The following is a 24,324-nucleotide window of genomic DNA, read 5'->3' as shown; positions in this document are numbered from 1 at the left end:
CCCGACCGGGCGCGCCCTTCTCGGCGGGAGCACCGGCGTCCACGGGCGCGCCGCCACTGCCTTCGGACCGCGTGCTCACTTCGGCGTGACCACCTTGTAGTTCTTGGGCACCTGGGCGTCGGGGCGGCGCAGGTACAGCGGCCTCGGCGGGAGCAGTTCCTCGCCCGCGGCCAGCCGGTGCGCGGCCAGCGAGGCGAGCGCCGCCGCCGAGACGTGCTCGGGTCCGCGGGCATCGGTGAAGGTGTCCGGGTAGAGGAGCGCGCCCGCGCCGACCGCGGGCAGCCCGGCGACCTCGGCCGCGATCTCGGCGGGCCGGTCGACCGCGGGTTCGCCGATACGGGTCACGGTGGCGGCGGAGCCGTCGGTGTTCCCGGCGTTCCCGGCGTCCCCGGAGGTCTCGTAGCGCGCCCAGTAGACCTCTTTGCGGCGGGCGTCGGTGGCGACCACGAAGGGACCGGTGAGGCCGGACTCGTGGGCCAGGCCGTCGAGCGTGCACAGTCCGTGGACCGGTACGCCGAGGGCGAGGCCGAAGGTCTCGGCGGTCATCAGGCCGACACGCAGTCCGGTGTACGGGCCGGGGCCGACCCCGGCCACCACGGCGGTGACGTCGGAGAGCCGGGCCCCCGCCTCGGCGAGCACCCGGTCCACGGCCGGGAGCAGGAGTTCCCCGTGGCGCCTGGCGTCCACCTGGCTGTGAGCGGCGACCACATCGGTTCCGTCGTGCAGGGCGGCCGTGACGGCGGGGGTGGCGGTATCGAGAGCGAGCAGAAGCACACGAACAGCCTACGGCGCCGCGTACCCCCGCACGGCCGGGCCGGGGCGGGGTGGCCCTGCTGCTACCGTCAACTTCACGTTCCCCGGTCGACACGGCACCGGGTACGGGACGAGAGGCGGCACTGGTGGCACGGAGCAGCTCGGGATTCGTGGCCGGGCTCACCGCGGCGGCTATGGCCGGGGTGGCCTTCCTCGCCTACCAGGCCTCGGCGAAGGCGCCGGAGGACCTGGGCCGCGAGCCCTCGGACAAGGGATCGAGCTCGCCCGCCTCCCCCGCCCCGGGCACCCCGAAGCCCGAACAGCTGCCCGCCCACTCCGGTACCGGCGAACGCGTCGTCTACTCGCTCCGCGCGGACCGTGTCTGGCTGGTCGGCGACGACAACGCGGCCCAGGCCACGTACGCGGTCACCCCGAGCACCGTCGACCCGCTGCCGGGCACCTACCGCGTCACCTCGCGCTCGGAGTCCGTCGTCGGCTCCGACGGCGTACCGATCGAGAACGTGGTGCGGTTCGCCGTGACCGACGGCGTGGTGATCGGCTTCAGCGCCCGGGTCGACGGCGCGACCCCGGACCCCGACCCGGCCAAGCGCACCGGCGGCATCCGCCAGTCCCGCTCCAACGGCAACGTGATGTGGAAGTTCGCGGGCGAGGGCCACAAGGTGGTCGTGGTCCGCTGAGGACACACGGGGCGACGGGTTCGCCCGCCCCTGAGTGCCTGAACTGCCGCTGCTCGTAGGGGAATTGCGTACGTTCGAGCGAGGAGTTGCGTACGTACGAGCGGGGAGTTGCGTACGTACGAGCAGGGGGTTGCGTACGTACGAGGGTTGAGCGCGGCGCGCTGCGAAGGTTCCGGACGCCGGGCCTCAGGCCGCCTCGCGTCCACCGCTCCTGTGATCCGGGGACTCGCGGTCCGGGGACTGGTGATCCGAGGACTGCTCACCGTGCCGCGTGGCGCCGCTCGCGGGACCGCGCTCCGGGTCCGGGTCACGCGGCGGGGTGGACACCGCGTCGGCCGCAGCGCAGGACTTCAGGAGTTCGCTCATCGAGAGGCCGGACGGCACCGGCGGCATGGAGGAGGGAGTCTTGTGCTCCGGCCGCGCCTTGCGCTCGGGTGCCGACATGGGATGCCTCCTGTGGTTCCCAGGACAGACAGGCACAGTTAGGCATGCCTAACTGAGGACTGCTCCCCATGTCACCACGGACGGCACCCCTCGCGCAACATCTTGCCGACAGCTTGTCGGCACCTTGTCGGGATGTTCGGCGGGCTGTAACAAAAGCCGCAGGCCGACCGACCGGACCTGACCCGTCAGGAGTCCGTCAGCCGCCCGTCAGCCCGGCGAAGTCCTCCCCCGCCCAGCGACGGCCAAGGCCCCGGACGGTCACCCCGCGGGTCTCGTCGTGCTCGCGGCCGTCGGCGGGGGCCAGGTCGCCGGTGGTGCGGTCGATGGTGATCTCCAGGCGGTTCTCGGTGAGTTCCTCCACCTTGCCCTCGCCCCATTCGACGACGATCACCGAGTCGGGCAGCGAGACGTCGAGGTCCAGGTCCTCCATCTCGTCGAGCCCGCCGCCGAGCCGGTACGCGTCCACGTGCACCAGCGGGGGCCCGTCGACCAGCGAGGGGTGGACGCGGGCGATGACGAAGGTGGGCGAGGTGACCGCGCCCCGGACTCCGAGGCCCTCGCCGAGGCCGCGGGTCAACGTCGTCTTGCCCGCGCCGAGTTCACCGCTGAGCATCACGAGATCGCCGGGCCGGACCAGCCGTGCCAGGCCCCGGCCCAGTTCCTGCATCTCCTCGGGGGAGGCCACGGCCAGACGGACCGCGGGATCCGCCGCCGCCGGGCCCGGGTTCTCAGCCGCCCTGTTCGGCGCTGCCGCCGGTACTGCTCGCTCCATAGTCGCCCACGTTAGCGCCTGCCCGGACCGCCCCGGCCCGTACCAGGAGCTCCACGAGACGGTCCGTGACCAGCTCCGGGTACTCCATCATCACCAGGTGCCCCGCCTCCGGGACGACGACCAGCTCGGCGTCGGGCAGCAGTGCGGCGATGGCCTCGCTGTGCCCGCTGGGCGTGATCATGTCCTGCTCGCCGGAGAGGACGAGTACCGGAAGGTCGGTGAAGCGGGCCAGCGCCGCCGTCTTGTCGTGCTCGGCGAAGGCCGGGTAGAACTCGGCGACCACGTCGATCGGGGTGGACTCGATCAGCCGCTCGGCGAACCGGGCCACCGCCGGGTCCACGTCCTTGGCGGCGAACGAGTACCGCTTGATGAGGCCCGCGAACAGGTCGGCCGTCGCCCTGCGGCCCCGCTCGACGAGGTCGGCCCGCTGGCCGAGGGCCCGCAGCACTCCGGGCAGTACGCGCCGGACGGCCTTGACCCCCGCCATCGGGAGGCCGTAGCTGACCTCGCTCAGCCGCCCCGCCGACGTACCGACGAGGGCGACCGCCCGCACCCGCTCGCGCACCAGCTCCGGATACTGCGCCGCGAGCGCCATCACGGTCATGCCGCCCATCGAGTGCCCGACGAGCACCAGCGGCCCCTCGGGCGCCGCCGCCTCGATGACCGTCTTCAGGTCCTGCCCGAGCCGGTCGATGGAGACCGGCTCGCCGCTCTCGGCCTGGGCGATGCCGCGCCCGCTGCGGCCGTGGCTGCGCTGGTCCCAGTACACACAGCGGACTGCGCCGCGCAGTGCCGCCCGCTGGAAGTGCCACGAGTCCTGGCTCAGGCAGTAGCCGTGGCTGAACACCACGGTGACGGCGGGGGCACGCCGCCGCCCGAACACGCTCCGCCGCGACCGGCCCCCACCGCTCTCACCGGAGTCGTCCTTCCTCGCCCCGCCCCGCTCGCCGAGCTCCTCGATCTCGTAGTGGAGCTCGGTGCCGTCGTCGGCGATCGCGGTGCCGGGGGTGCCGCGCAGTGAGCCGTACGAGCCGGTCGCGTCCAGGGCGAGCCGGGCCTTCTTGCGCATGCCGCGTCCGACGGTCAGGCGCTCGACGGCGACCCCGGCCGCCGCGCCCGCGGCCACCACACCGATCGCGGCCCCGGCGAACGAGACCTTGCGCCAGACGTCACCGGCCGAGGCCGCCGCCTCCGCTGCCCCTCCGCTGCTCCCGCTCACGTTCCCGTCCCTTCCCGCGCCGCCGGTTCCCGGGCACCCTGCCCAGGGTCTGCTTCCCGCGACCCGGACCGGTTCTCGGACGATCATCGTGGCGCCCCGGTTCACCTGTCCACAGCGGTCTGGCTCACAGCACACCGCCCGCCGCCCGCACCCGGCCGTAAAAGCCCAGGTCGTACGGGCGCACGACGGCGGCGACGCGTAGGGGGTTCCGTCTCAAGTCACCGTCAGGGGTGGCGGAACGCACTACGGCGAGGGGACCTCGTCGGGGGGACAGCCACCCGGGCCGCCCCGCTCTGGGCACCGCGCGTCAGGGCAGCTCGTTCACGTACACCCGGGGTACCCGCGCGCTGATGCGGGTGACGATCTCGTACGCGATGGTGCCCGCGGCCTGGGCCCAGTCCTCGGCCGTCGGCTCGCCCCGGTCGCCGGGGCCGAACAGGACCGCCTCGGCCCCCGCCTCCGGGGTGTCGCCGCCGAGGTCCACCACGAACTGGTCCATCGCCACCCGGCCCGCGACCGTACGCAGCTTGCCGCCGACGAGGACAGGGCCGGTGCCCGAGGCGTGCCGGGGGATGCCGTCGCCGTAGCCGAGCGGGACCAGGCCGAGGGTGGTCTCGCCGGGGGTGACGTAGTGGTGGCCGTAGCTGACCCCGTGGCCGCCGGGCACCTGCTTCACCAGGGCGAGCGAGGCGGACAGGGTCATCACGGGGCGCAGGCCGAAGTCGGCGGGGGTGCCGGTCTCGCGGCTCGGGGAGATGCCGTACATCGCGATGCCGGGGCGGACCAGGTCGAAGTGGGCCTCGGGCAGCGTGAGGGTCGCCGGGGAGTTGGCGAGATGCCGTACCTCGGGGCGGACGCCGTCCCGCTCGGCGTGCGCGACCAGGGCGCGGAAGAGGTCGAGCTGCGCGGCGATCGACGGGTGCCCGGGCTCGTCGGCGCAGGCGAAGTGGGACCAGAGCCCGGTGATGGCGACCAGACCCTCGGCCTCGGCGGCCCGGGCGGCGGCGACCAGATCCGGCCAGTCGGCGGGCTGGCAGCCGTTGCGGCCGAGACCGGTGTCGGCCTTGAGCTGGATACGGGCGGTGCGGCCCGCGAGCCGGGCCGCGGCCGTCACCTCGTCCAGGGCCCACCGGCCGCTCACCGACATGTCGAGACCGGCCTCGATGCCCTCGCGCCACGGCCCGCCCGGCGTCCACAGCCAGCACATGATCCGTGCCCGGTCCTCGCCGATGCCGGCCGCGCGCAGGGCCAGTGCCTCCTGCGGGGTCGCGGTGCCGATCCAGCTCGCCCCGGCCTGGAGCGCGGCACGCGCGCTGGCCAGCATGCCGTGGCCGTAGCCGTCGGCCTTGACCACGGCCATGAAGGCGGCGCCGGGCGCCCGCTCGCGCAGGCCGCGCACATTGGAGCGCAGGGCGGCCAGGTCGATCTCGGCGCGGGCGCGCAGGGGAGCAGTTTCAGTCATCGCGCACTCAGTCTCTCAGAGCCCCGGCCGCCGGCTGCCGCCCCCGCCCCTCGCCACGGCCCCGGCCGTCTGGGCTCCGCCGCAGGTCATCGCGGGGTCGACGGTCCATTCGGCGCCAACTCGCGCGCGGTGCAGGTCACATGCGGGCGCCGGGAATGCGAAGTGCGGCCCCCGCGCACGGGACGTCCCGTCACCCGTCCCGGACATCCCGCCACGCCTCCGCCAGCGCCTCGGCCACCTCGAAGGCGCGGGCCGGGCCACCCCGGGCGGCGAAGCGGCCCGCGAGGCCGTGCAGGTAGGCGCCGGACATGGCGGCGTCGGGACCGTCGAGGCCCGCGGCGAGCAGGGAGCCGGTCAGGCCGGACAGGACGTCGCCGCTGCCCGCCGTCGCGAGCCAGGGGGTGCCCGTCGGATTGACACGTACCGGACCGCCGCCGGGCGCCGCGACCAGCGTGGTCGAACCCTTGAGCAGGGCCGTCGCCCCGTACCGCGCGGCGAGTTCGCGCACCGCCGTGAGGCGTGCCGACTCCACCTCGTCGCGGGACGTGCCGAGCAGCGCCGCCGCCTCCCCGGCGTGCGGGGTGAGAACGGTCGGCGCGCGGCGGGCGCGCAGCGTCGCCTCCCCGGCGAACCGCAGCCCGTCCGCGTCCACGAGCACCGGCACCTCGGCGCGCAGCACCTCCGCCACGGCCTCAGGGTTCTCGCCGATGCCGGGCCCGACCACCCAGGACTGCACCCGCCCCGCCTTCTCCGGCGGCCCGGCACTGACCAGCGTCTCGGGGAACCGGGCGATCACCGCGTCGGCGGCCGGGCCGACATAGCGCACCGCGCCCGCGCCGCCGTGCAGCGCGCCCGCGACCGCGAGCACCGCCGCCCCGGGATAGCGCGCCGAGCCTGCCACCACACCGACCACACCACGCCGGTACTTGTCGCTCTCGGCCACGGGCCTCGGCAGCAGCCGCGCGATGTCCGCGTACTGCGGCGCGCACAGCACCGCCTCCTGCGGCGGCAGTTCGAGCCCGATCTCGACCAGGCGCACGGCGCCCGCGTACTCCCTGCCGGGGTCGACGAGCAGCCCCGGCTTGTACGTACCGAAGGTCACCGTCGCGTCCGCGCGCACCGCCTCGCCGGGCACCTCGCCGGTGTCCGCGTCGACGCCGCTCGGCAGGTCCACGGCGACGAGCGCGGCGCCCGACTCCCGTGCCGCGCGGGCGAGTTCGGCCGCCTCGGGCCGCAGCCCGCCACGGCCGCCGATGCCCGTGATGCCGTCCATGACGAGCGCGGCGCCCGCCAGGTCCGCCCGTGGGTCGGCCGAGACCCGGCCGCCCGCCGCGCGCAGCGAGGCCAGGCCGCCTCGGTGCACCCGGTCCGGGTTCAGCAGCACGGCGGCCACCGAGGCGCCGCGCCGCGCCAGCCGGGCGCCCGCGTACAGCGCGTCGCCGCCGTTGTCGCCGCTGCCGACCAGGAGCACCACCCGGGCCCCGTAGACCCGGCCGAGCAACTCGGCCGAGGCGGCGGCGAGTCCGGCCGCCGCCCGTTGCATGAGCGTGCCCTCGGGCAGCCGCGCCATCAGCGCCCGCTCGGCGGCCCGCACCGTCTCCACCCCGTACGCGCTGCGCATCCTCAGCCCTCCGCCTTCCTCTTCTCCGCCTTCGGTGACCGTGCCCCTGCTCGTTGTACGTATCCGTGTACGTGTCCGCGTCCGTGGTCGCTCAGCCCTCCGCGATCACGACCGCCGAGGCCACGCCCGCGTCATGGCTCAGCGAGACGTGCCAGGCCTGTACGCCGAGTTCGGCGGCGCGGCGGGCGACGGTGCCGGTGACCTTAAGGAGCGGGCGGCCGTTGTCCTCCACGCGGATCTCGGCGTCCAGCCACTTCAGTCCCGGCGGGGCGCCCAGGGCCTTGGCGAGGGCCTCCTTGGCGGCGAACCGGGCGGCGAGCGAGGCGATGCCGCGCCGTTCGCCGCTCGGCAGCGTCAACTCCTGTGGCAGGAAGAGGCGTTCGGCCATGCCGGGGGTGCGTTCCAGCGAGGCACGGAACCGGTCGATCTCGGCCACGTCGATGCCCACCCCGATGATCACGTCAGCGCTCTCCTCGCACCTCGGCCGGTGGCACCCGCGCCCGACCGTCCCGGCCCTGAGCCGTCCTCGGTCCTCGGTCGCGCGCCGTCCCACCGGTCCTTCGCCGTCACGGCCGTCCGCCGCGGCGCCCATGATCGTACGGCGGCTTGCCACCCGCCCGTACGCGCGCCCGCGTACGGGCCCCGGCCGGGCCACGCGCCGCCTCACCGACCCACCACGTACCGACGAATCGCGCAAGAGGGCACATGACGGCAGCCTACGGGCGTTTCGACGAACCTTCCTGCTCAGCGAGGTGCGCCCGCCTCCCGCCGTTCCCGAAGGTGACGCACTCCACCCACCGCGTTCGCCACACAGCCGTAACAATGAACTGGTGATCTCACCGGTCTCCTCGCCGCCAAGGAGCGCTCACCGGCCACGGCCGGAGGCGACTCCCTACGTCGACCTCACCCGATCCCAGTGGAGCGCGCTGCGCGAGAAGACCCCGCTGCCGCTCACCGCCGAGGAAGTGGAGCAGTTGCGGGGCCTCGGCGATGTCATCGACCTCGACGAGGTACGGGACATCTATCTGCCGCTCTCGCGGCTGCTCAATCTCTACGTCGCCGCCTCCGACGGGCTGCGCGGCGCGCTCAACACCTTCCTCGGCGAGAAGGGCTCGCAGTCCGGCACCCCCTTCGTCATAGGGGTCGCGGGCTCGGTCGCCGTCGGCAAGTCCACCGTCGCCCGACTCCTCCAGGCCCTGCTCGCCCGCTGGCCCGAGCACCCCCGGGTGGAGCTGGTGACCACCGATGGCTTCCTGCTCCCCATGAAGGAACTGCGCGAGCGCGGCCTCGTCTCCCGCAAGGGCTTCCCCGAGTCCTACGACCGCCGCGCGCTGACCCGCTTCGTCGCCGACATCAAGGCGGGCAAGGACGAGGTCACCGCACCCGTCTACTCCCACCTCATCTACGACATCGTCCCCGGCCAGAAGCTCACCGTGCGCAGGCCCGACATCCTCATCGTGGAGGGCCTGAACGTCCTGCAGCCCGCGCTGCCCGGACAGGACGGCCGCACCAGGGTCGGTCTCGCGGACTACTTCGACTTCAGTGTGTACGTGGACGCGCGCACCGAGGACATCGAGAGCTGGTACCTGAGCCGCTTCCGCAAGCTGCGCGAGACCGCCTTCCAGAACCCCTCCTCGTACTTCCGCAAGTACACCGAGGTCTCCGAGGAGGAGGCCCTGGACTACGCGCGGACCACCTGGCGCACCATCAACAAGCCCAACCTGGTGGAGAACGTGGCCCCCACCCGCGGCCGCGCCACCCTCGTCGTCCGCAAGGGCCCCGACCACAAGGTGCAGCGGCTGAGCCTGCGCAAGCTCTGAGCGCCCATGCGTGCACAGTGACGGGGGCGCCGGCGCCGTCCCCGTTAGTGTGCACGCATGCTGCACATGCGCGTGACCTGCCCGGCGGAGCGCACCGAGGACGTCGTGCGCCTGATGGAGTCCTGTGTGGGCACGGCGCACCTGGCCGTCTACCCGGGCGCCTCGCGCAACCCGCCCGGCGACATCGTGAACTGCGACGTCGCACGCGAGGCGGGCGAGGAACTGATCGCCGGGCTGCGGGAGTTGGACATCCCGGCCACCGGCGCCGTCACCATGGAGCACATCGACCTGACCCTCTCCGAGCGGGCCGACAAGGCCGAGGAGGAGGCGCCGGGCGAGGCCGCCGACGCGGTGCTGTGGGAGCAGCTCAGCGAGGCCACCCACGAGGAGTCCACGCTCAGCGTCACCTACCTCGCGTTCATGACGATCGCCATGATGATCGCGGCCTGCGGTGTGGTCCTGGACAACGCGATCCTGATCGTGGGCGCGATGGCCGTCGGCCCCGAGTTCGGCCCGCTGGCGGGCGTGAGCACGGCCCTGGTGCGGCGCGCGCCCCGGCTCGCCGTACGCTCGCTGACCGCGCTGCTCGTCGGCTTCGCGGCCGCCATGGTCGCCACGGTCGTCTTCAGCTACTTCATGGACTGGGTCGGCCTGTTCAGCGACACCAAGCTCGACGCCGAACGCCCCAACACCAACTTCATCTACCGGCCCGACTGGTTCTCCTTCGTGGTGGCCGTCCTGGCCGGATGCGCGGGCACCCTCTCGCTGACCTCGTCCAAGTCCGGCGCCCTGGTCGGCGTGGCCATCTCGGTGACCACCATCCCGGCCGCCGCGAACGCCGCGGTCGCCTTCGGCTTCGACGACTACGAACAGGCCGTGGGCTCCAGCCAGCAGCTCCTGCTCAACCTGTTCGGCATCGTCCTCGCGGGCACCTGCACCCTGCTCGCCCAGAAGGCCCTGTGGTCGAACAGGTTCGTCCGGCGCGCCCGCCGCCGCCACGGCCACTTCCGGCCCGCCCCCCGTCAACTGCCGTCCGAGGGCAACCACTTCGGCCACCACGACCACCCCAACCACCACCGCCCCGGACCACCGCGGCACCGCGACTGAGCCTGCGGGTCACCGTCCTTGTCAGACCCACGCACTACGGTGCCGCCATGACTGATTTCGTACTGGTACCGGGGGCTTGGCTGGGCGCGTGGGCGTGGGAGGAGGTGGCACGGGAGCTCCGTGCGGCGGGGCACCGCACGCACGCCGTGACACTGTCCGGCCTGGCCGAGAAGCGTGGCGCGCCCGCCGGGCAGCAGACCCATGTCCAGGACGTGCTCGACGAGGTGGCGCGCGGCGATCTGCGGGACGTGGTGCTCGTCGGCCACAGCTACTCGGGCATTCCGGTCGGGCAGGCCGCGGAGCGCATCGGCGACCGGCTCGCCCGGGTCGTGTACGTGGACGCCGTGGTCCCGGCCGACGGCGAGTCCTTCGCCTCCCGCTGGTGGCAGGGCAGCGCGGCCCTCGAGGCCGACATCGCGGGCAACGACGGCTTCTGGGCACCCCTGACCGCACCGGAGTGCGCGGGCCACGAACTCGACCCCGGACAGATCGACCACTTCCTCGCCGGAGCCACCCCGCACCCGGGCACCGCCCTGACCGAACCGGCCGTACTCACCCGCTCCCCGGGCGAGCTGCCGGCCACCTACGTGAAGTGCCTGCTCGACGGCGACGAGCCGAGCGAGGACGTAGCCGCCCTGCTCGGCAGCGAGCGATGGAACCTGGTCGAGATGAACACCGGCCACTGGCCCATGTTCTCCCGCCCACGCGAACTCGCCGAGGTGCTGCACCGGGCCGCCACGGAGGGCTGAGCACCGGCGGGGCCGGGGACCTGTCCTGCTGAGTTCGGCCCGACCGAGTTCGGCCCGACCGAGTTCGGCCCGGCAAAGCCGACGGCCGGTCCCCCGCCTCGGAGACCGGCCCGTACGAACGGCTGTACAGCTCTGCGTGTCTGCGTGTCTGCGTGTCTGCGCGGGCGGCTCGCGCTACCCGCGCGCCGCCCGAACTTCCCTACCCCAGCGCCGACTTGACCGCGTCCGCGAGCCGCCCCGCGACCGAGCGCGCCTGGTCGATGTCGGCGGCCTCGACCATCACCCGCACCAGCGGCTCGGTGCCGGAGGGACGCAGCAGTACGCGGCCGGTGGTACCGAGGACGCGCTCGGCGTCCGAGACGGCGGCGGCGAGGTCGGCGGAGGTGGTGACGCGGGCCTTGTCCACGTCGGGGACGTTGATCAGGACCTGCGGCAGGCGCTCCATCACGGCGGCCAGGTCGGCCAGACGGCGGCCGGTCTCGGCGACCCGGGCCGCGAGCAGCAGGCCGGTCAGGGTGCCGTCGCCGGTGGTGGCGTGGTCGAGGACGATGACGTGCCCGGACTGCTCGCCGCCGAGGGCGAAGCCGTGCTCCTTCATCTCCTCCAGGACGTACCGGTCGCCGACGGCCGTCTGCAGCAGGCGCAGCCCCTCGCGTTCGAGGGCGAGCTTGAAGCCGAGGTTGGACATCACGGTCGCGACCACGGTGTCCTCGCGCAGCACCCCGCGCTCGCGCATGCCGAGCGCGAGGACGGCGAGGATCTGGTCCCCGTCCACCTCGGCGCCGGTGTGGTCGACGGCCAGGCAGCGGTCGGCGTCGCCGTCGTGGGCGATGCCGAGGTCGGCGCCGTGCTCCAGGACGGCGGCCTTCAGCAGACCGAGGTGGGTCGAGCCGCAGCCGTCGTTGATGTTGAGCCCGTCCGGCTCGGCGCCGATGGTGACGACCTCGGCACCGGCCCGCCGGAAGACCTCGGGAGAGACGTGGGAAGCGGCGCCGTGCGCCTCGTCCAGGACGATCCGCAGCCCGTCGAGCCGGTTCGGCAGCACCTGGAGGAGATGCGCGAGGTACTGCTCGCCACCCTCCTCGTACGTGCCCACGCGGCCGACCCCGGCACCGGTCGGACGGTCCCAGGGGGCGCCGGTGCGGTGCTCCTCGTAGACCGACTCGATGCGGTCCTCCAGCTCGTCGGCGAGCTTGTGGCCGCCACGGGCGAAGAACTTGATGCCGTTGTCGGGCATGGCGTTGTGGCTGGCCGAGAGCATCACACCGAGGTCGGCGCCGAGGGCACCGGTGAGGTGGGCGACCGCCGGGGTGGGCAGCACGCCGACCCGCAGCACGTCGACTCCGGCACTGGCCAGGCCCGCCACCACGGCGGCCTCCAGGAACTCCCCGGACGCACGCGGGTCCCGGCCCACCACGGCCTTCGGCCGGTGACCTGCGAACGTGCCCGCCTCGGCGAGTACGTGCGCCGCCGCGACGGAGAGGCCGAGCGCGAGCTCCGCCGTCAGATCCGCGTTGGCGACACCGCGCACGCCGTCCGTGCCGAAGAGTCGTCCCACTGGTGTCCTCCGAACTTTCTCAATCCTCGAAGAAATGCCCGCGTCGAAGCGGCCGGGCCCGCACCACGCGAGCCGAACGAGCCGGATGAGCTTCAAGGACCCCGTACAGCACAGGGGCCTTGAGACCCTGCCTGTCTTCGAGCGTCGTCGGGAATTATCCGAACTGGCAAGTCTCTGAACGTCTGATGTCGCTTTACGCCCAGGTTCTGCCATAAACGAACGCCCCGGCGGCACATGTGCCGCCGGGGCGAACGTGAGTACAGGAAGAGCGTAATCCTGTGATTAGCGCTTGCTGTACTGCGGAGCCTTACGGGCCTTCTTCAGACCGGCCTTCTTGCGCTCGACCGCACGGTCGTCGCGCTTGAGGAAGCCGGCCTTCTTCAGCGGGCCGCGGTTGTTGTCCACGTCGGCCTCGTTGAGGGCGCGGGCGACACCGAGGCGCAGGGCACCGGCCTGGCCGGAGACGCCGCCACCCGCGATACGGGCGACCACGTCGTAACGGCCTTCGAGCTCCAGCACCTTGAAGGGCTCGTTGACTTCCTGCTGGTGCACCTTGTTCGGGAAGTAGCCCTCGAGGGTGCGACCGTTGATCTTCCACTTGCCGGTGCCCGGAACGATCCGGACGCGGGCGATGGCGTTCTTGCGGCGGCCCAGGCCGGCGGCCGGCTGGGGCTCGCCGAAGCGGGAACCGAGCGATTCGGTGGAGTACTCGCCCTCCACGGGAACCTCGGACTCGGTGGTGTACTGCTCGATCTCGATGTCCTCGAGCGGCTGCTCGTCGACAGGCTGCTCAGCGGTGGTCTCGGCCACGATTCTCCTCAGATTCTCTTCAGTCTCGGTGGCCGGAATTACTGCGCGACCTGGGTGATCTCGAACGGCACCGGCTGCTGGGCAGCGTGCGGGTGCTGGTCGCCCGAGTAGACCTTCAGCTTCGAGAGCATCTGACGGCCCAGGGTGTTCTTCGGAAGCATTCCCTTGACGGCCTTCTCGACGGCCTTCTCGGGGTTGTTCGCGAGCAGGTCGTCGTAACGGACGCTGCGCAGACCACCCGGGTAACCGGAGTGACGGTAGGCGAGCTTCTGGGTCCGCTTGTTGCCGGAGAGGTGCACCTTGTCGGCGTTGATGATGACGACGAAGTCACCGGTGTCGACGTGGGGCGCGTAGATCGGCTTGTGCTTGCCACGCAGGAGGGTGGCGGCGGTGGTCGCCAGACGACCCAGGACAACGTCCTGGGCGTCGATGACGTGCCACTGGCGCGTCACATCGCCGGGCTTGGGGCTGTACGTACGCACGGTCGTAGCCTTCGCTTCTTCTGTGGTGGATGCCACCGACTCCGTGAGAGGGAGCCAGGGACAGGGTCCTGTTTCGAGGTCACCACGGACGATCACGACAGCCATGACCGCGGCGGTCGACGCAAACCGCCTGCAGGTCGCTGGTCATCGGCCCGGTGGACCGGCGTAACGGTCTGCTCACGTGAGTTTGAGCGAACCAGAACGCATAACGAAAGAGCAGAATACCCGCGCGTACCCACAGGGGTCAAAACGCGGCCCCGGCCCCTCGCACGCCCCGGCGCGAACCGGCGGTCTCCCGCCCCCTCGCCCCTCCCCCGCACTTTCCACACCTGCCCCGCGCACCGCTCCCCGCGGGCCCGTCCTAGGATGCGCCCCATGAGCGTAGGGCAGGGGGGACCCCACTGGGGTTCGGGCGGTCAGAGTGGCCAGGGCGGGCAGCAGGGCCAGGGCGGTCAGCAGTACGGCCAGCCCCAGCAGGGCGGTGGCCAGGGTTACGGCTACCCGCAGCAACAGGGCGGATACGGCTACCCCCAGCAGCAGGGCGGTGACTACGGCTATCCCCAGCAGCAGAACGGCGGCGGTCAGAGCGGGCAGAGCGGGCAGGGCTACGGCTACCCGCAGCAGACGCCCGGACAGCAGCAGCCGTACGGCCAGCAGCACGCACAGCAGGGGCCCCAGCCCGGCACCGGGCAAACCCCGGACTGGGGTGCGCTCGCCGATGCCTCCGAGACCCGGGCCCGTAAGCGCAAGTGGCTGATGGCGGGCGCGGCGGCGCTGGCGACCGTGCTGATCGGTGTCGGTGTGGCCGTCGCCGTGGTCTCGGCCAACGGCGACAGCGAGGCCTCCGACAAGCCCAGCGCCGACCTGCCCGCGACCGCGGACATCCCGAGCGACACCAGCAAGCCGGGCCCCTCCTTCGAGGCCACCACGCCGCCCCCGCCGCCGGACCCGATGGACTTCATCTCCAGCGCGAAGAAGGACAAGGCCCCGATCGGCCCGAACACGCTCTTCCCCGGCACCAAGCTGACGATGGGCGACCGGGTCTACAAGAAGGGCCCCACCAACGACACCCGCAAGTGCGCCAAGGCCACCAAGGGCGACCTCGGCGGCGTGCTCACCAAGAACAAGTGCACCCGCCTGATCCGCGCCGCCTACACCAAGGACAAGGTCTCGGTCACCATCGGCGTCGCCCTCTTCGACACCGCGGCCCAGGCCGCCAAGGCCGTGAAGCAGGCGGACGGCGGCAACATCGTCTCGCTGACCGACAAGACCGTCGGCACGTACTGCCGCACCGGCTTCTGCCGCACCACCGCCAACTCCCTCGGCCGGTACGCCTACTTCAGCATCTCGGGCTTCACCAGCGGCAAGAGCGTCACCAAGAAGGACCGCGCCGTCTACACGCTCAGCGACGACCTGCGCGAGTTCACCCGCCGCCAGATCAACCGCCGCGGCGAGGCCCAGGCCTCGGCGGCGGCACAGGAACCGCGGTAGCACCCGCCAGCCCGCGCGCGGGCGCCGGGGCGCGCACGCCCGGCGCCCCAGGGCCCGTACGGGCGCCTCAGAGCTCGTTGCGGGCGCCCCAGGCCTCGTACGCGCCCCTCAGCAGCACCCGCCGGCCGCCCCCGGCAGCGTCCGCCGGTTGCGCGCCTCCGCGTTGCGCGCGGCGAGCAACTCGTCGGCGGGGTAACCGACTTCCTCCAGGGTGAGCCCGTGCGGCCGCACCACGTGCACCGCCGAGTCACGCACCCGGGCGGCCAGTACCTGGCCCGGCCAGTCCGGCGTACGGTGCCCGTCGCCGACGAACAGCAGGGCACCGATGAGGGAGCGGACCATGTTGTGGCAGAAGGCGTCGGCCCGCACGGTGGCCGTGACCACCCCGTCCGCGCCCCGCACCAGGCTCAGCTCCTGGAGCGTACGGATGGTCGTCGCGCCCTCCCGCCGCTTGCAGTACGCCGCGAAGTCGTGCTCGCCGAGCAGCCCGTGCGCGGCCTCGTTCATGGCGGCGACGTCCAGCGGCCAGTCGTGCCAGAGCACATGGCCGCGCAGCAGCGGGTCGACCCCGCCGGGGTGGTCGGTGACGCGGTAGGCGTAGCGGCGCCAGGCGGCCGAGAACCGGGCGTTGAAGCCCGCGGGGGCCTCGCTCAGGCGCCAGATCCGGACGTCCTTCGGCAGCCGCCCGGCAAGCCGCTTCAACAGCTTCTCGCGGTGCGCCTCCCACAGCTCGACCGGCAGGTCCACATGCGCCACCTGCCCGCGCGCGTGCACGCCCGCGTCGGTACGCCCGGCCACGGTCAGCTCGTACGACCGCTCCGAGCGCGTCACCACCCGCAGCGCGTCCTCGATCTCGCCCTGTACGGTCCGCTGCCCCTCGCGCTGCCGCGCCCAGCCCGAGAAGTCCTTCCCGTCGTAGGAAAGATCCAGCCGCACCCGCACGAACCCGGGCTCCACCTCGTCCGACACCGGACCCTGCCTCCTGTCCACCGTTGTCCGGCACCCCAACCGGTGCCACCACCCACGCCACCCCGGCGCCCCCGGCACAAACCGCGGGCCCGCACCCCCGGAGGAGGTACGGGCCCACGGCCTTGCTGCTCAGGGACCTCAGGCGTCCTTGGCCTCTTCGGCCGGAGCCTCGGCGTCGTCCTTCGTCAGGTCCGCGGCCGGAGCCTCGTCCTTCTTGAGGGAGTCTTCCTTGACGGCGCGCTTGGTCGCCGCCTCGGCCTCGCCGACAGCCTTCTGCTGCACGGTGAGGGCCTCCACCAGCTCGATGACGGCCATGGGCGCGTTGTCGCCACGGCGGTTACCGATCTTGGTGATACGGGTGTAGCCACCCGGGCGGTTCTCGTAGCGCGGGCCGATCTCCGTGAAGAGCGTGTGCACGATGCTCTTGTCGGTGATGACCTGGAGGACCTGACGGCGGTTGTGAAGGTCGCCCTTCTTCGCCTTGGTCACCAGACGCTCGGCGTACGGCCGCAGACGGCGGGCCTTCGCCTCGGTGGTGGTGATGCGGCCGTGCTCGAACAGCGACTTCGCGAGGTTCGCGAGAAGCAGCTTCTCGTGCGCGGCGCCGCCGCCCAGACGGGCACCCTTGGTGGGCTTCGGCATGGTGTTACTCCTTCAGATCTGCACCGGCCGTGTCAGGTACCGGTGTCAGTGTCCGCGCGGGCGTGTGCCCGACGGAGATCCAGCACCCGGTGAGGTGCCGGAAGTCTGTGCGCCACTGCGGGGCACCCGGTCCGAGTGCCCCGCAGAGGGAAGATCAGTACTGCTCGGTCTCCACGAAACCGGTGTCGCCGTCGTCGTCGGCGCCGAAGGCGTCGGCGGCGGCGGTCGGGTCGAATCCGGGCGGGCTGTCCTTGAGGGCCAGGCCCATGCCGGCCAGCTTCGCCTTGACCTCGTCGATCGACTTCGCACCGAAGTTGCGGATGTCGAGCAGGTCGGCCTCGGAGCGGGCGACGAGCTCACCCACGGAGTGGATGCCCTCGCGCTTGAGGCAGTTGTAGGAGCGGACGGTGAGTTCCAGCTCCTCGATCGGCAGCGCCAGATCGGCGGCGAGCGCGGCGTCCGTCGGGGACGGACCCATGTCGATGCCCTCGGCGTCGATGTTGAGCTCGCGGGCCAGGCCGAACAGCTCGACCAGGGTCTTGCCCGCCGAAGCCATGGCGTCGCGCGGACGCATGGCCTGCTTGGTCTCGACGTCGACGATCAGCTTGTCGAAGTCGGTGCGCTGCTCGACACGGGTCGCCTCGACCTTGTACGTGACCTTGAGCACCGGGCTGTAGATCGAGTCGACCGGGATCCGGCCGATCTCCTGGCCCACCTGCTTGTTCTGCACCGCGGAGACGTAGCCGCGACCGCGCTCGACGGTCAGCTCCATCTCCAGCTTGCCCTTGCTGTTCAGCGTGGCGAGCACGAGGTCGGGGTTGTGCACCTCGACACCGGCCGGGGGCGCGATGTCGGCGGCGGTGACCAGACCCGGGCCCTGCTTGCGCAGGTACATCACGACCGGCTCGTCGTGCTCCGAGGAGACGACCAGCTGCTTGATGTTGAGGATCAGGTCGGTGACGTCCTCCTTGACGCCCGGCACGGTGGTGAACTCGTGCAGGACACCGTCGATACGGATGGACGTGACCGCCGCACCCGGGATCGAGGAGAGGAGCGTACGGCGCAGGGAGTTGCCGAGGGTGTAACCGAAGCCCGGCTCCAGCGGCTCGATCACGAACCGGGAGCGGAACTCGTCGACGACCTCTTCGGTCAACGAGGGACGCTGAGCGATCAGCATGTGTGAATCAGTTCCTTCAGTCGTGGACGCCCGCTATTTGACGCCCGACGGTCCGCACGGAGAACCGCGCGGGTACTGCAAGGGTACGGGCGGTACGTACCACAAGGACCCGTACCGCCCGAAACCCGAAGACATCCTGCCAAGCCCGGCCGTGGAGCGGCCGGAGGCCGTGCGTCAGACGCGACGACGCTTCGGCGGACGGCAGCCGTACTGCGACATGTGGGGAGTAACCCCCACGCCCCCAGCCGGAGCCGGGGACTCTGCGTCAGACGCGACGACGCTTCGGCGGACGGCAGCCGTTGTGCGGGGTGGGGGTGACGTCCTGGATCGAGCCGACCTCGAGGCCGGTGGCCTGGAGGGAGCGGATCGCGGTCTCACGGCCGGAGCCGGGACCCTTGACGAAGACGTCCACCTTGCGCATGCCGTGCTCCTGCGCGCGGCGGGCGGCCGACTCGGCGGCCATCTGCGCGGCGAACGGAGTCGACTTGCGCGAGCCCTTGAAGCCGACGTGGCCGGCGGAGGCCCAGGAGATCACGTTGCCGGTCGGGTCCGTGATCGACACGATGGTGTTGTTGAACGTGCTCTTGATGTGCGCGTGGCCGTGAGCGACGTTCTTCTTTTCCTTGCGGCGCACCTTCTTGGCAGCGCCCTGACGTCCCTTGGGGGGCATCTCTTACTCCTACGGGAGGTGGTCGGTCCTACAGCGAAGACCGCTGGCATGCGGGCCCTGGAGTCGCCCCCAAGATCCGCAGTGTCCGCTGAGGACTACTTCTTGCCCGGCTTCTTCTTGCCGGCGATGGCGCGACGCGGGCCCTTGCGGGTGCGGGCGTTGGTGCTGGTGCGCTGACCGTGCACGGGCAGGCCACGGCGGTGGCGCAGACCCTGGTAGCAGCCGATCTCGACCTTGCGGCGGATGTCGGCCTGAACCTCACGACGGAGGTCACCCTCGGTCTTGATGTTGTTGTCCACGTACTCGCGGATCTTGACCAGCTCCTCCTCGGAGAGGTCGCGAACGCGGGTGTTGGGGTTCACGCCGGTCTCGGCCAGCGTCTGCTGCGAGAGGGTCCGGCCGATGCCGAACACGTAGGTGAGGGCGACCTCCACACGCTTGTCGCGCGGGATGTCGACACCGGAAACGCGTGCCATTCAATGGCTCCAGTTGATTCGCGGAGGTCTTCCACAGGACCGCTCCCATTCGCCTCCCCCACTCTCGGCTTCGCTCGAGCGGGAGGTGCCCCCATCACCTCTCGGGTGGGGGTACGAACTGGGTCCCCGGCCTCCGACCGGGGGTGCCGCCACTTCACGGCCGAAGCCATGGAAGTACTAGACGGGCCCTGCGTATGTACGTATCGCTTGCGTCGCGCGAAGTTCTGCGAATGCAGACCTGCGTCAGCCCTGGCGCTGCTTGTGCCTCGGGTTGTCGCAGATGATCATGACTCGGCCGTGACGGCGAATCACCCTGCACTTGTCGCAGATCTTCTTGACGCTCGGCTTGACCTTCATGGGTGTGAGGTTCTCCGGGTCAGTGCCACCACCCCCCAGCCTCCCGGCTGCGGAGTGCGGGCAAGATCTACTTGTACCGGTAGACGATCCGGCCACGCGTCAGGTCGTACGGAGACAGCTCCACCACGACCCGGTCGTCAGGGAGGATACGGATGTAGTGCATACGCATCTTGCCGCTGATGTGTGCCAGGACCTGGTGGCCGTTCTGGAGCTCGACCTTGAACATGGCGTTCGGAAGAGACTCGACGACAGTGCCCTCGATCTCGATGGCACCTTGCTTCTTGGCCACGCTTCGCCCTTCGAATCGACTACCTTGATCGGCTCCGCCAACCCCGCTCCCATTCCGTGGCGATCATGGAGATCACTTGGTACGGAATGAGGACATGCGGGGACACGAAAGCCGACGCGTCAGTCTACGCCAGTGCCGAAGGAAAAACGAAATCGGGGGGCAATGAGCAAGCCTGCCCGGCCCCCAAGATCGTTAACCACCGCGCTGTTCAGCCCAGGGGGTCGGGCGCGGGCGTGACCCCGTACGGTGCGAGCCGCTCGCGACCGCAGTCGGGCGCCGTGAGCACCAGCGGCCCCTCCTCGGTGATCGCGACCGAGTGCTCCCAGTGCGAGGACCAGGTGTCGTCGGTGGTGACGACCGTCCAGTCGTCGGAGAGCACCCGGGTCTTCGGGGTGCCGAGGGAGACCATCGGCTCGATGGCCAGGCACATGCCGGGCACCAGCTTGGGCCCGCGGCCGCGGCGGCGCTCCACGTAGTTCAGCAGATGCGGGTCCATGTGCATCTGGCTGCCGATGCCGTGGCCGCCGTAGTCCTGGATGATCCCGTACTTGCCGCCGCCCGGACGCGGCTGGCGGCGGATGTAGGTCTCCACCGCACGGGAGATGTCGACCAGCCGGTTGCCGGTCTTCATCGCGGCGATGCCCGCCCACATCGACTCCTCGGTGACCCGGGAGAGTTCGACCAGCTCGGGCGCGTGCCCCTCACCGACGAAGGCGGTGAAGGCGGCGTCGCCGTGCCAGCCCTCCACGATGGCCCCGGCGTCGATGGAGATGAGGTCCCCGTCCTTGAGGACGACCTCCGCGCTCGGGATGCCGTGCACCACGACCTCGTTCACCGAGGTGCAGATGGTGGCCGGAAAGCCTCCGTAGCCAAGGAAGTTGGACTTCGCGCCGTGCTCGGCGATCACCTTGCGCGCGGCGTCGTCGAGGTCCTTCGTACTGGCCCCGGGCACCGCGGCCGCACGGGTCGCGCGGTGGATCTCGGCGACGACCAGCCCCGCCTCACGCATTTTCGCGATCTGCTCGGGGGTCTTGATCTCCACCATGGGGGCGTCGCCTCTTCGTCTTCCGCTACGGGGTCCGCGGCCGGACGGCCCGCGGTACGCGGCTCACCGCCGCAACCACCCATTGTGCACCGAGACCGCGGCGACCGTCGCACGGCCTGGGCCCGCCCACGGGCGTCGGCCGCCCCGCGGTGCCCGCACACGACGAAGGCCGCTCCCCCGTCACCGGGTTCGCGGCCTTCGCCCTCGTTCTCCGTGCTGTGTGCGTCTCGTCACTCGCCGGGCTTGAGCGCGGCCATCGCGCGCTCGGTGACCTCTTCGACCTTGCCGAGCGCGGAGATCGTCACGACCAGGCCCTGCGCGCGGTAGTAGTCGATGATCGGCTCGGTCTGCGTGTGGTAGACCTCCAGCCGCTTGCGCACGGTGTCCTCGCTGTCGTCGTCACGCTGGTAGAGCTCGCCGCCGCAGGTGTCACAGACACCTTCCTGCTTGGGCGCGCTGTACGTGACGTGGAAGACGTGCGCGGAATCATTGCGGCAGATACGGCGTCCCGCGATGCGCTTGACGACCTCGTCCTCGGGGACCTCGAGGTCGAGCACCGCGTCCAGCTTCATGCTCTCGGTCTTCAGCGTCTCGTCCAGCGCCTCGGCCTGCGAGACGTTGCGCGGAAAGCCGTCGAGCAGAAAGCCGTTCTCGGCGTCGGGCTGCTCCATGCGGTCCTTGGCCATCCCGATGGTGACCTCGTCCGGGACCAGGTTTCCGGCGTCCATGAAGGCCTTGGCCTGCTTGCCGAGCTCGGTGCCCTGGCTGATGTTGGCGCGGAAAAGGTCACCCGTGGAGATGTGCGGAATCGACAGGTTCTTGGCGAGGAACGCGGCCTGCGTTCCCTTACCGGCGCCAGGTGGCCCGACGAGGACGATACGCATCAGCGGAGGAACCCTTCGTAATTGCGCTGCTGGAGCTGGCTCTCGATCTGCTTCACCGTCTCGAGACCGACACCCACGATGATCAGGATGCTCGTCCCACCGAACGGGAAGTTCTGGTTTGCCCCGAAACCAACCAACGCCATCGTCGGCACAAGAGCGATCAGGCCCAGATACAGCGAACCCGGCCAGGTGATCCGGTTGAGTACGTAGCTCAGATACTCAGCGGTCGGTCGGCCAGCCCGGATGCCCGGGATGAAGCCACCATACTTCTTCATGTTGTCCGCGACTTCGTCGGGGTTGAACGAGATCGCCACATAGAAGAAGGCGAAGAACACGATCAACAAGAAGTACATAGTGATGTAAATCGGGTGGTCGCCCTGGGTCAGGTTCTGGTCGATCCACCGCTTCCAGCTCGAATCCTCGCTGGAGAACTGAGAAATCAAAGCCGGGATGTAGAGCAGCGAAGAGGCGAAGATGACAGGAATCACACCCGCCTGATTCACCTTCAACGGGATGTAGGTGGACGTACCGCCGTAGGACCTGCGGCCGATCATCCGCTTCGCGTACTGCACCGGAATCCGGCGCTGGGCCTGCTCGACGAAGACCACCAGGCCGACCATGACCAGGCCGACCAGGACCACGGTGCCGAACTCGATCCAGCCGCCCGCGAGATCGCCCTGCTCCTTGATGGCCCACAGGGCGCTCGGGAAGGTCGCGGCGATCGAGATGAACATCAGGATGGACATGCCGTTGCCGATACCGCGGTCGGTGATGAGCTCACCGAGCCACATGACCATCGCGGTACCCGCGGTCATGGTGATGACCATGGTGATGGTCACGAAGATCGACTGGTCCGGCACGATCTCACCGGCGACGCGGCAACCGGAGAAGAGCTGACCACTGCGGGCGGTGGCCACCAGGCCGGTGCCCTGCAGGATCGCGAGCGCGACCGTCAGATAACGGGTGTACTGCGTGATCTTCGCGGTACCCGCCTGCCCCTCCTTCTTGAGGGCCTCCAGGCGTGGGATCACCACGGTCAGCAACTGAAGGATGATGCTCGCCGTGATGTACGGCATGATGCCCAGCGCGAAGATCGTGATCTGCAGCAATGCGCCGCCACTGAACATGTTGACCAGACCGAAGAGGCCGCTGTTGGCCTTCGCGTCCTCCATACAGGTCTGGACGTTCTGGTAGTCCACACCTGGAATGGGTACGTGCGTACCGACCCGGTACAGGACAATGATGCCCAGTGTGAACAGCAGCTTCTTGCGCAGGTCGGGCGTCTTGAACGCCCGGGCGAACGCGGTGAGCACGGTGCCTCCTGCGACCCCCGCGCTCGTGCGTCAGAGGTGACGGTCTTGAGGTTCGACGAATGTTTTACGCATGCGTTGAGTCCGCCGTACCGCTCTACTCGCCTTGTGGGCAAGCGGATCGGCAAGGGGCACGGACCCAACCCGTTACAGCAACAGCGCACGCCACCTTACCTGCGACTGTGCCCCCCTTGGAACGACCAACCGGGGATACCCCATTTGTTGGGATATCCCCGGTTGGGATCGTTCATGTCACTGGGCTCAGACGAGCTCGGTGACGGTGCCGCCGGCAGCGGCGATCTTCTCCTTGGCGGAGCCGGAGACGGCATCCACCGTCACCTGCAGCGCCACCGAGATCTCGCCCTGGCCGAGGACCTTGACGAGGCTGTTCTTACGGACCGCACCCTTGTCGACCAGGTCGGCAACGGTGACCTCTCCGCCCTCGGGGTAGAGCGCGGAGAGCTTGTCCAGGTTCACGACCTGGTACTCGGTCTTGAACGGGTTCTTGAAGCCCTTCAGCTTCGGAAGACGCATGTGGAGGGGCATCTGGCCACCCTCGAAGCGCTCCGGAACCTGGTAACGGGCCTTCGTACCCTTGGTACCACGACCGGCCGTCTTACCCTTCGAGGCCTCACCACGACCGACACGGGTCTTGGCGGTCTTGGCACCCGGGGCGGGACGGAGGTTGTGGATCTTGAGCGGGTTCTGCTCCGCCATGATCAGTCGACCTCCTCGACCGTCACGAGGTGGCGGACGTGGCGCACCATGCCGCGGAACTCGGGACGATCCTCCTTGACGACCACGTCGTTGACCCTCTTGAGGCCAAGCGAACGCAGCGTGTCACGGTGGTTCTGCTTGCTGCCGATGTACGACTTCGTCTGCGTGATCTTGAGACGGGCCATTACGCACCCGCCCCGGCACGCGCACGCAGCAGAGCCGCGGGGGCGACGTCCTCGAGCGGCAGACCGCGGCGGGCCGCGATCTCCTCGGGACGCTGCAGACCCTTCAGGGCCGCCACGGTCGCGTGCACGATGTTGATCGCGTTGTCGGAGCCGAGCGACTTCGACAGGATGTCGTGAACGCCCGCGCACTCGAGCACGGCACGCACCGGGCCACCGGCGATAACACCGGTACCGGGGGAAGCCGGCTTGAGCAGGACGACGCCCGCGGCCTTCTCACCCTGGATCGGGTGCGGGATGGTGCCCTGGATACGCGGGACCTTGAAGAAGTGCTTCTTGGCCTCCTCAACGCCCTTGGCGATGGCGGCCGGCACCTCCTTGGCCTTGCCGTATCCGACACCCACGGTGCCGTCACCGTCGCCCACCACGACCAGCGCGGTGAAGCTGAAGCGACGACCACCCTTCACAACCTTGGCGACGCGGTTGATCGCGACAACGCGCTCAACGTACGCGGTCTTCTCGGCGGCAGCAGCGCCGCCGTCACGGCCCTTCCGGTCCCGCCGCTCGCCGCCACCGGCACCGCTTCCGCGGCGCTGGGGTCCAGCCATTGGAATTACCTC

28 protein-coding genes are annotated in these 24,324 nt (G+C 70.6%); 5 read left to right on the top strand and 23 right to left on the bottom strand.

Going from position 1 to position 24,324, the window contains the following annotated elements; translation table 11 throughout:
- Window positions 1-75: 75 nt before the first annotated feature.
- Window positions 76-774, bottom strand: a complete 699-nt coding sequence (gene tsaB / locus HUT18_RS21970; RefSeq protein WP_176102287.1) for a tRNA (adenosine(37)-N6)-threonylcarbamoyltransferase complex dimerization subunit type 1 TsaB — start codon at window positions 772-774, stop codon at window positions 76-78.
- 125 nt (window positions 775-899) lie between these two features.
- On the opposite strand from tsaB, the gene HUT18_RS21965 reads away from it, so the two are divergent.
- Window positions 900-1,451: a hypothetical protein gene (locus HUT18_RS21965; protein WP_176102286.1), complete on the top strand. Its 552-nt coding sequence runs from the start codon at window positions 900-902 to the stop codon at window positions 1,449-1,451.
- A 186-nt stretch (window positions 1,452-1,637) separates the two neighbouring features.
- On the opposite strand, the gene HUT18_RS21960 is transcribed toward HUT18_RS21965, so the two are convergent.
- From HUT18_RS21960 to HUT18_RS21935, 6 genes are all read right to left on the bottom strand, one after another.
- The gene (locus tag HUT18_RS21960) at window positions 1,638-1,895 is read right to left on the bottom strand and encodes a hypothetical protein (RefSeq protein WP_176102285.1); all 258 of its coding nucleotides are present in this window, start codon (window positions 1,893-1,895) and stop codon (window positions 1,638-1,640) included.
- A gap of 196 nt (window positions 1,896-2,091) precedes the next feature.
- Window positions 2,092-2,667, bottom strand: a complete 576-nt coding sequence (tsaE, locus tag HUT18_RS21955) for a tRNA (adenosine(37)-N6)-threonylcarbamoyltransferase complex ATPase subunit type 1 TsaE (RefSeq protein WP_176102284.1) — start codon at window positions 2,665-2,667, stop codon at window positions 2,092-2,094.
- Window positions 2,624-3,886: an alpha/beta fold hydrolase gene (locus HUT18_RS21950; protein ID WP_176102283.1), complete on the bottom strand. Its 1,263-nt coding sequence runs from the start codon at window positions 3,884-3,886 to the stop codon at window positions 2,624-2,626. Before HUT18_RS21950 ends, tsaE begins: the two co-directional genes overlap by 44 nt.
- A 307-nt stretch (window positions 3,887-4,193) precedes the next feature.
- A complete protein-coding gene (alr, locus tag HUT18_RS21945) occupies window positions 4,194-5,348 on the bottom strand; it encodes an alanine racemase (protein WP_176102282.1) in 1,155 nt (384 codons plus the stop codon).
- Window positions 5,349-5,538: 190 nt separating this feature from the next.
- A complete protein-coding gene (locus HUT18_RS21940) occupies window positions 5,539-6,969 on the bottom strand; it encodes an NAD(P)H-hydrate dehydratase (protein WP_176102281.1) in 1,431 nt (476 codons plus the stop codon).
- A 91-nt stretch (window positions 6,970-7,060) separates the two neighbouring features.
- A complete protein-coding gene (locus HUT18_RS21935) occupies window positions 7,061-7,429 on the bottom strand; it encodes a holo-ACP synthase (protein WP_254878745.1) in 369 nt (122 codons plus the stop codon).
- 370 nt (window positions 7,430-7,799) lie between these two features.
- On the opposite strand from HUT18_RS21935, the gene coaA reads away from it, so the two are divergent.
- The 3 genes from coaA to HUT18_RS21920 are packed head-to-tail and all read left to right on the top strand — an operon-like array spanning window position 7,800 to window position 10,645.
- Window positions 7,800-8,789: a type I pantothenate kinase gene (gene coaA / locus HUT18_RS21930; RefSeq protein WP_176102279.1), complete on the top strand. Its 990-nt coding sequence runs from the start codon at window positions 7,800-7,802 to the stop codon at window positions 8,787-8,789.
- 57 nt (window positions 8,790-8,846) lie between these two features.
- Window positions 8,847-9,896 (top strand): DUF389 domain-containing protein, encoded by a 1,050-nt coding sequence (locus HUT18_RS21925; RefSeq protein ID WP_176102278.1) that lies wholly within the window; start codon window positions 8,847-8,849, stop codon window positions 9,894-9,896.
- 47 nt (window positions 9,897-9,943) lie between these two features.
- Window positions 9,944-10,645 carry an alpha/beta fold hydrolase gene (locus HUT18_RS21920; protein WP_176102277.1) on the top strand — a complete coding sequence of 234 codons (702 nt, stop codon included), beginning with the start codon at window positions 9,944-9,946 and terminating at the stop codon, window positions 10,643-10,645.
- A gap of 199 nt (window positions 10,646-10,844) precedes the next feature.
- Here the strand turns inward: HUT18_RS21920 and glmM are convergent, their stop codons facing one another.
- The 3 genes from glmM to rplM form a co-directional block, all read right to left on the bottom strand.
- Window positions 10,845-12,203, bottom strand: a complete 1,359-nt coding sequence (gene glmM, locus HUT18_RS21915; RefSeq protein WP_176102276.1) for a phosphoglucosamine mutase — start codon at window positions 12,201-12,203, stop codon at window positions 10,845-10,847.
- A 282-nt stretch (window positions 12,204-12,485) separates the two neighbouring features.
- Window positions 12,486-13,013: a 30S ribosomal protein S9 gene (gene rpsI, locus HUT18_RS21910; RefSeq protein ID WP_176102275.1), complete on the bottom strand. Its 528-nt coding sequence runs from the start codon at window positions 13,011-13,013 to the stop codon at window positions 12,486-12,488.
- Between the two features lie 38 nt (window positions 13,014-13,051).
- On the bottom strand, window positions 13,052-13,495 hold the full coding sequence (gene rplM / locus HUT18_RS21905; protein ID WP_176102274.1) for a 50S ribosomal protein L13: 444 nt from the start codon (window positions 13,493-13,495) through the stop codon (window positions 13,052-13,054).
- 375 nt (window positions 13,496-13,870) lie between these two features.
- On the opposite strand from rplM, the gene HUT18_RS21900 reads away from it, so the two are divergent.
- Window positions 13,871-14,986 (top strand): hypothetical protein, encoded by a 1,116-nt coding sequence (locus HUT18_RS21900; protein ID WP_176102273.1) that lies wholly within the window; start codon window positions 13,871-13,873, stop codon window positions 14,984-14,986.
- Window positions 14,987-15,094: 108 nt separating this feature from the next.
- On the opposite strand, the gene truA is transcribed toward HUT18_RS21900, so the two are convergent.
- The 13 genes from truA to rpsE all read right to left on the bottom strand — a co-directional run bounded on the left by truA (window position 15,095) and on the right by rpsE (window position 24,312).
- A complete protein-coding gene (gene truA, locus HUT18_RS21895; protein ID WP_176102272.1) occupies window positions 15,095-15,955 on the bottom strand; it encodes a tRNA pseudouridine(38-40) synthase TruA in 861 nt (286 codons plus the stop codon).
- A gap of 138 nt (window positions 15,956-16,093) precedes the next feature.
- Window positions 16,094-16,597 (bottom strand): 50S ribosomal protein L17, encoded by a 504-nt coding sequence (rplQ, locus tag HUT18_RS21890; RefSeq protein ID WP_176102271.1) that lies wholly within the window; start codon window positions 16,595-16,597, stop codon window positions 16,094-16,096.
- A 154-nt stretch (window positions 16,598-16,751) separates the two neighbouring features.
- Window positions 16,752-17,774: a DNA-directed RNA polymerase subunit alpha gene (locus HUT18_RS21885; RefSeq protein WP_176102270.1), complete on the bottom strand. Its 1,023-nt coding sequence runs from the start codon at window positions 17,772-17,774 to the stop codon at window positions 16,752-16,754.
- Between the two features lie 265 nt (window positions 17,775-18,039).
- Entirely contained in the window at window positions 18,040-18,444 is a 405-nt protein-coding gene (rpsK, locus tag HUT18_RS21880; RefSeq protein WP_003948617.1) for a 30S ribosomal protein S11, read from the bottom strand.
- A 95-nt stretch (window positions 18,445-18,539) separates the two neighbouring features.
- Window positions 18,540-18,920 carry a 30S ribosomal protein S13 gene (rpsM, locus tag HUT18_RS21875; protein WP_176102269.1) on the bottom strand — a complete coding sequence of 127 codons (381 nt, stop codon included), beginning with the start codon at window positions 18,918-18,920 and terminating at the stop codon, window positions 18,540-18,542.
- Between the two features lie 243 nt (window positions 18,921-19,163).
- The gene (gene rpmJ, locus HUT18_RS21870) at window positions 19,164-19,277 is read right to left on the bottom strand and encodes a 50S ribosomal protein L36 (protein ID WP_003948619.1); all 114 of its coding nucleotides are present in this window, start codon (window positions 19,275-19,277) and stop codon (window positions 19,164-19,166) included.
- A 67-nt stretch (window positions 19,278-19,344) separates the two neighbouring features.
- Window positions 19,345-19,566: a translation initiation factor IF-1 gene (gene infA, locus HUT18_RS21865; protein WP_003948620.1), complete on the bottom strand. Its 222-nt coding sequence runs from the start codon at window positions 19,564-19,566 to the stop codon at window positions 19,345-19,347.
- A gap of 208 nt (window positions 19,567-19,774) precedes the next feature.
- Window positions 19,775-20,611: a type I methionyl aminopeptidase gene (gene map / locus HUT18_RS21860; protein ID WP_176102268.1), complete on the bottom strand. Its 837-nt coding sequence runs from the start codon at window positions 20,609-20,611 to the stop codon at window positions 19,775-19,777.
- A gap of 230 nt (window positions 20,612-20,841) precedes the next feature.
- Window positions 20,842-21,495 carry an adenylate kinase gene (locus HUT18_RS21855; RefSeq protein ID WP_176102267.1) on the bottom strand — a complete coding sequence of 218 codons (654 nt, stop codon included), beginning with the start codon at window positions 21,493-21,495 and terminating at the stop codon, window positions 20,842-20,844.
- Window positions 21,495-22,808, bottom strand: a complete 1,314-nt coding sequence (gene secY / locus HUT18_RS21850) for a preprotein translocase subunit SecY (RefSeq protein ID WP_176102266.1) — start codon at window positions 22,806-22,808, stop codon at window positions 21,495-21,497. The genes HUT18_RS21855 and secY overlap by 1 nt, the downstream gene beginning before the upstream one ends.
- Window positions 22,809-23,066: 258 nt before the next feature.
- Complete coding sequence (gene rplO / locus HUT18_RS21845) at window positions 23,067-23,522, bottom strand: 50S ribosomal protein L15 (RefSeq protein WP_176102265.1); 456 nt, start codon at window positions 23,520-23,522, stop codon at window positions 23,067-23,069.
- A gap of 2 nt (window positions 23,523-23,524) precedes the next feature.
- Window positions 23,525-23,707 (bottom strand): 50S ribosomal protein L30, encoded by a 183-nt coding sequence (gene rpmD / locus HUT18_RS21840; protein ID WP_040252703.1) that lies wholly within the window; start codon window positions 23,705-23,707, stop codon window positions 23,525-23,527.
- On the bottom strand, window positions 23,707-24,312 hold the full coding sequence (rpsE, locus tag HUT18_RS21835) for a 30S ribosomal protein S5 (protein WP_005313527.1): 606 nt from the start codon (window positions 24,310-24,312) through the stop codon (window positions 23,707-23,709). Before rpsE ends, rpmD begins: the two co-directional genes overlap by 1 nt.
- Window positions 24,313-24,324 lie beyond the last annotated feature (12 nt).

The organism is Streptomyces sp. NA04227 (genome assembly GCF_013364195.1).
In the GTDB taxonomy this organism is placed as follows: Bacteria; Actinomycetota; Actinomycetes; order Streptomycetales; family Streptomycetaceae; genus Streptomyces.
The sequence above is the reverse complement of the archived record's forward strand: the minus strand, read 5'-3'. Positions and strand labels throughout refer to the sequence as shown.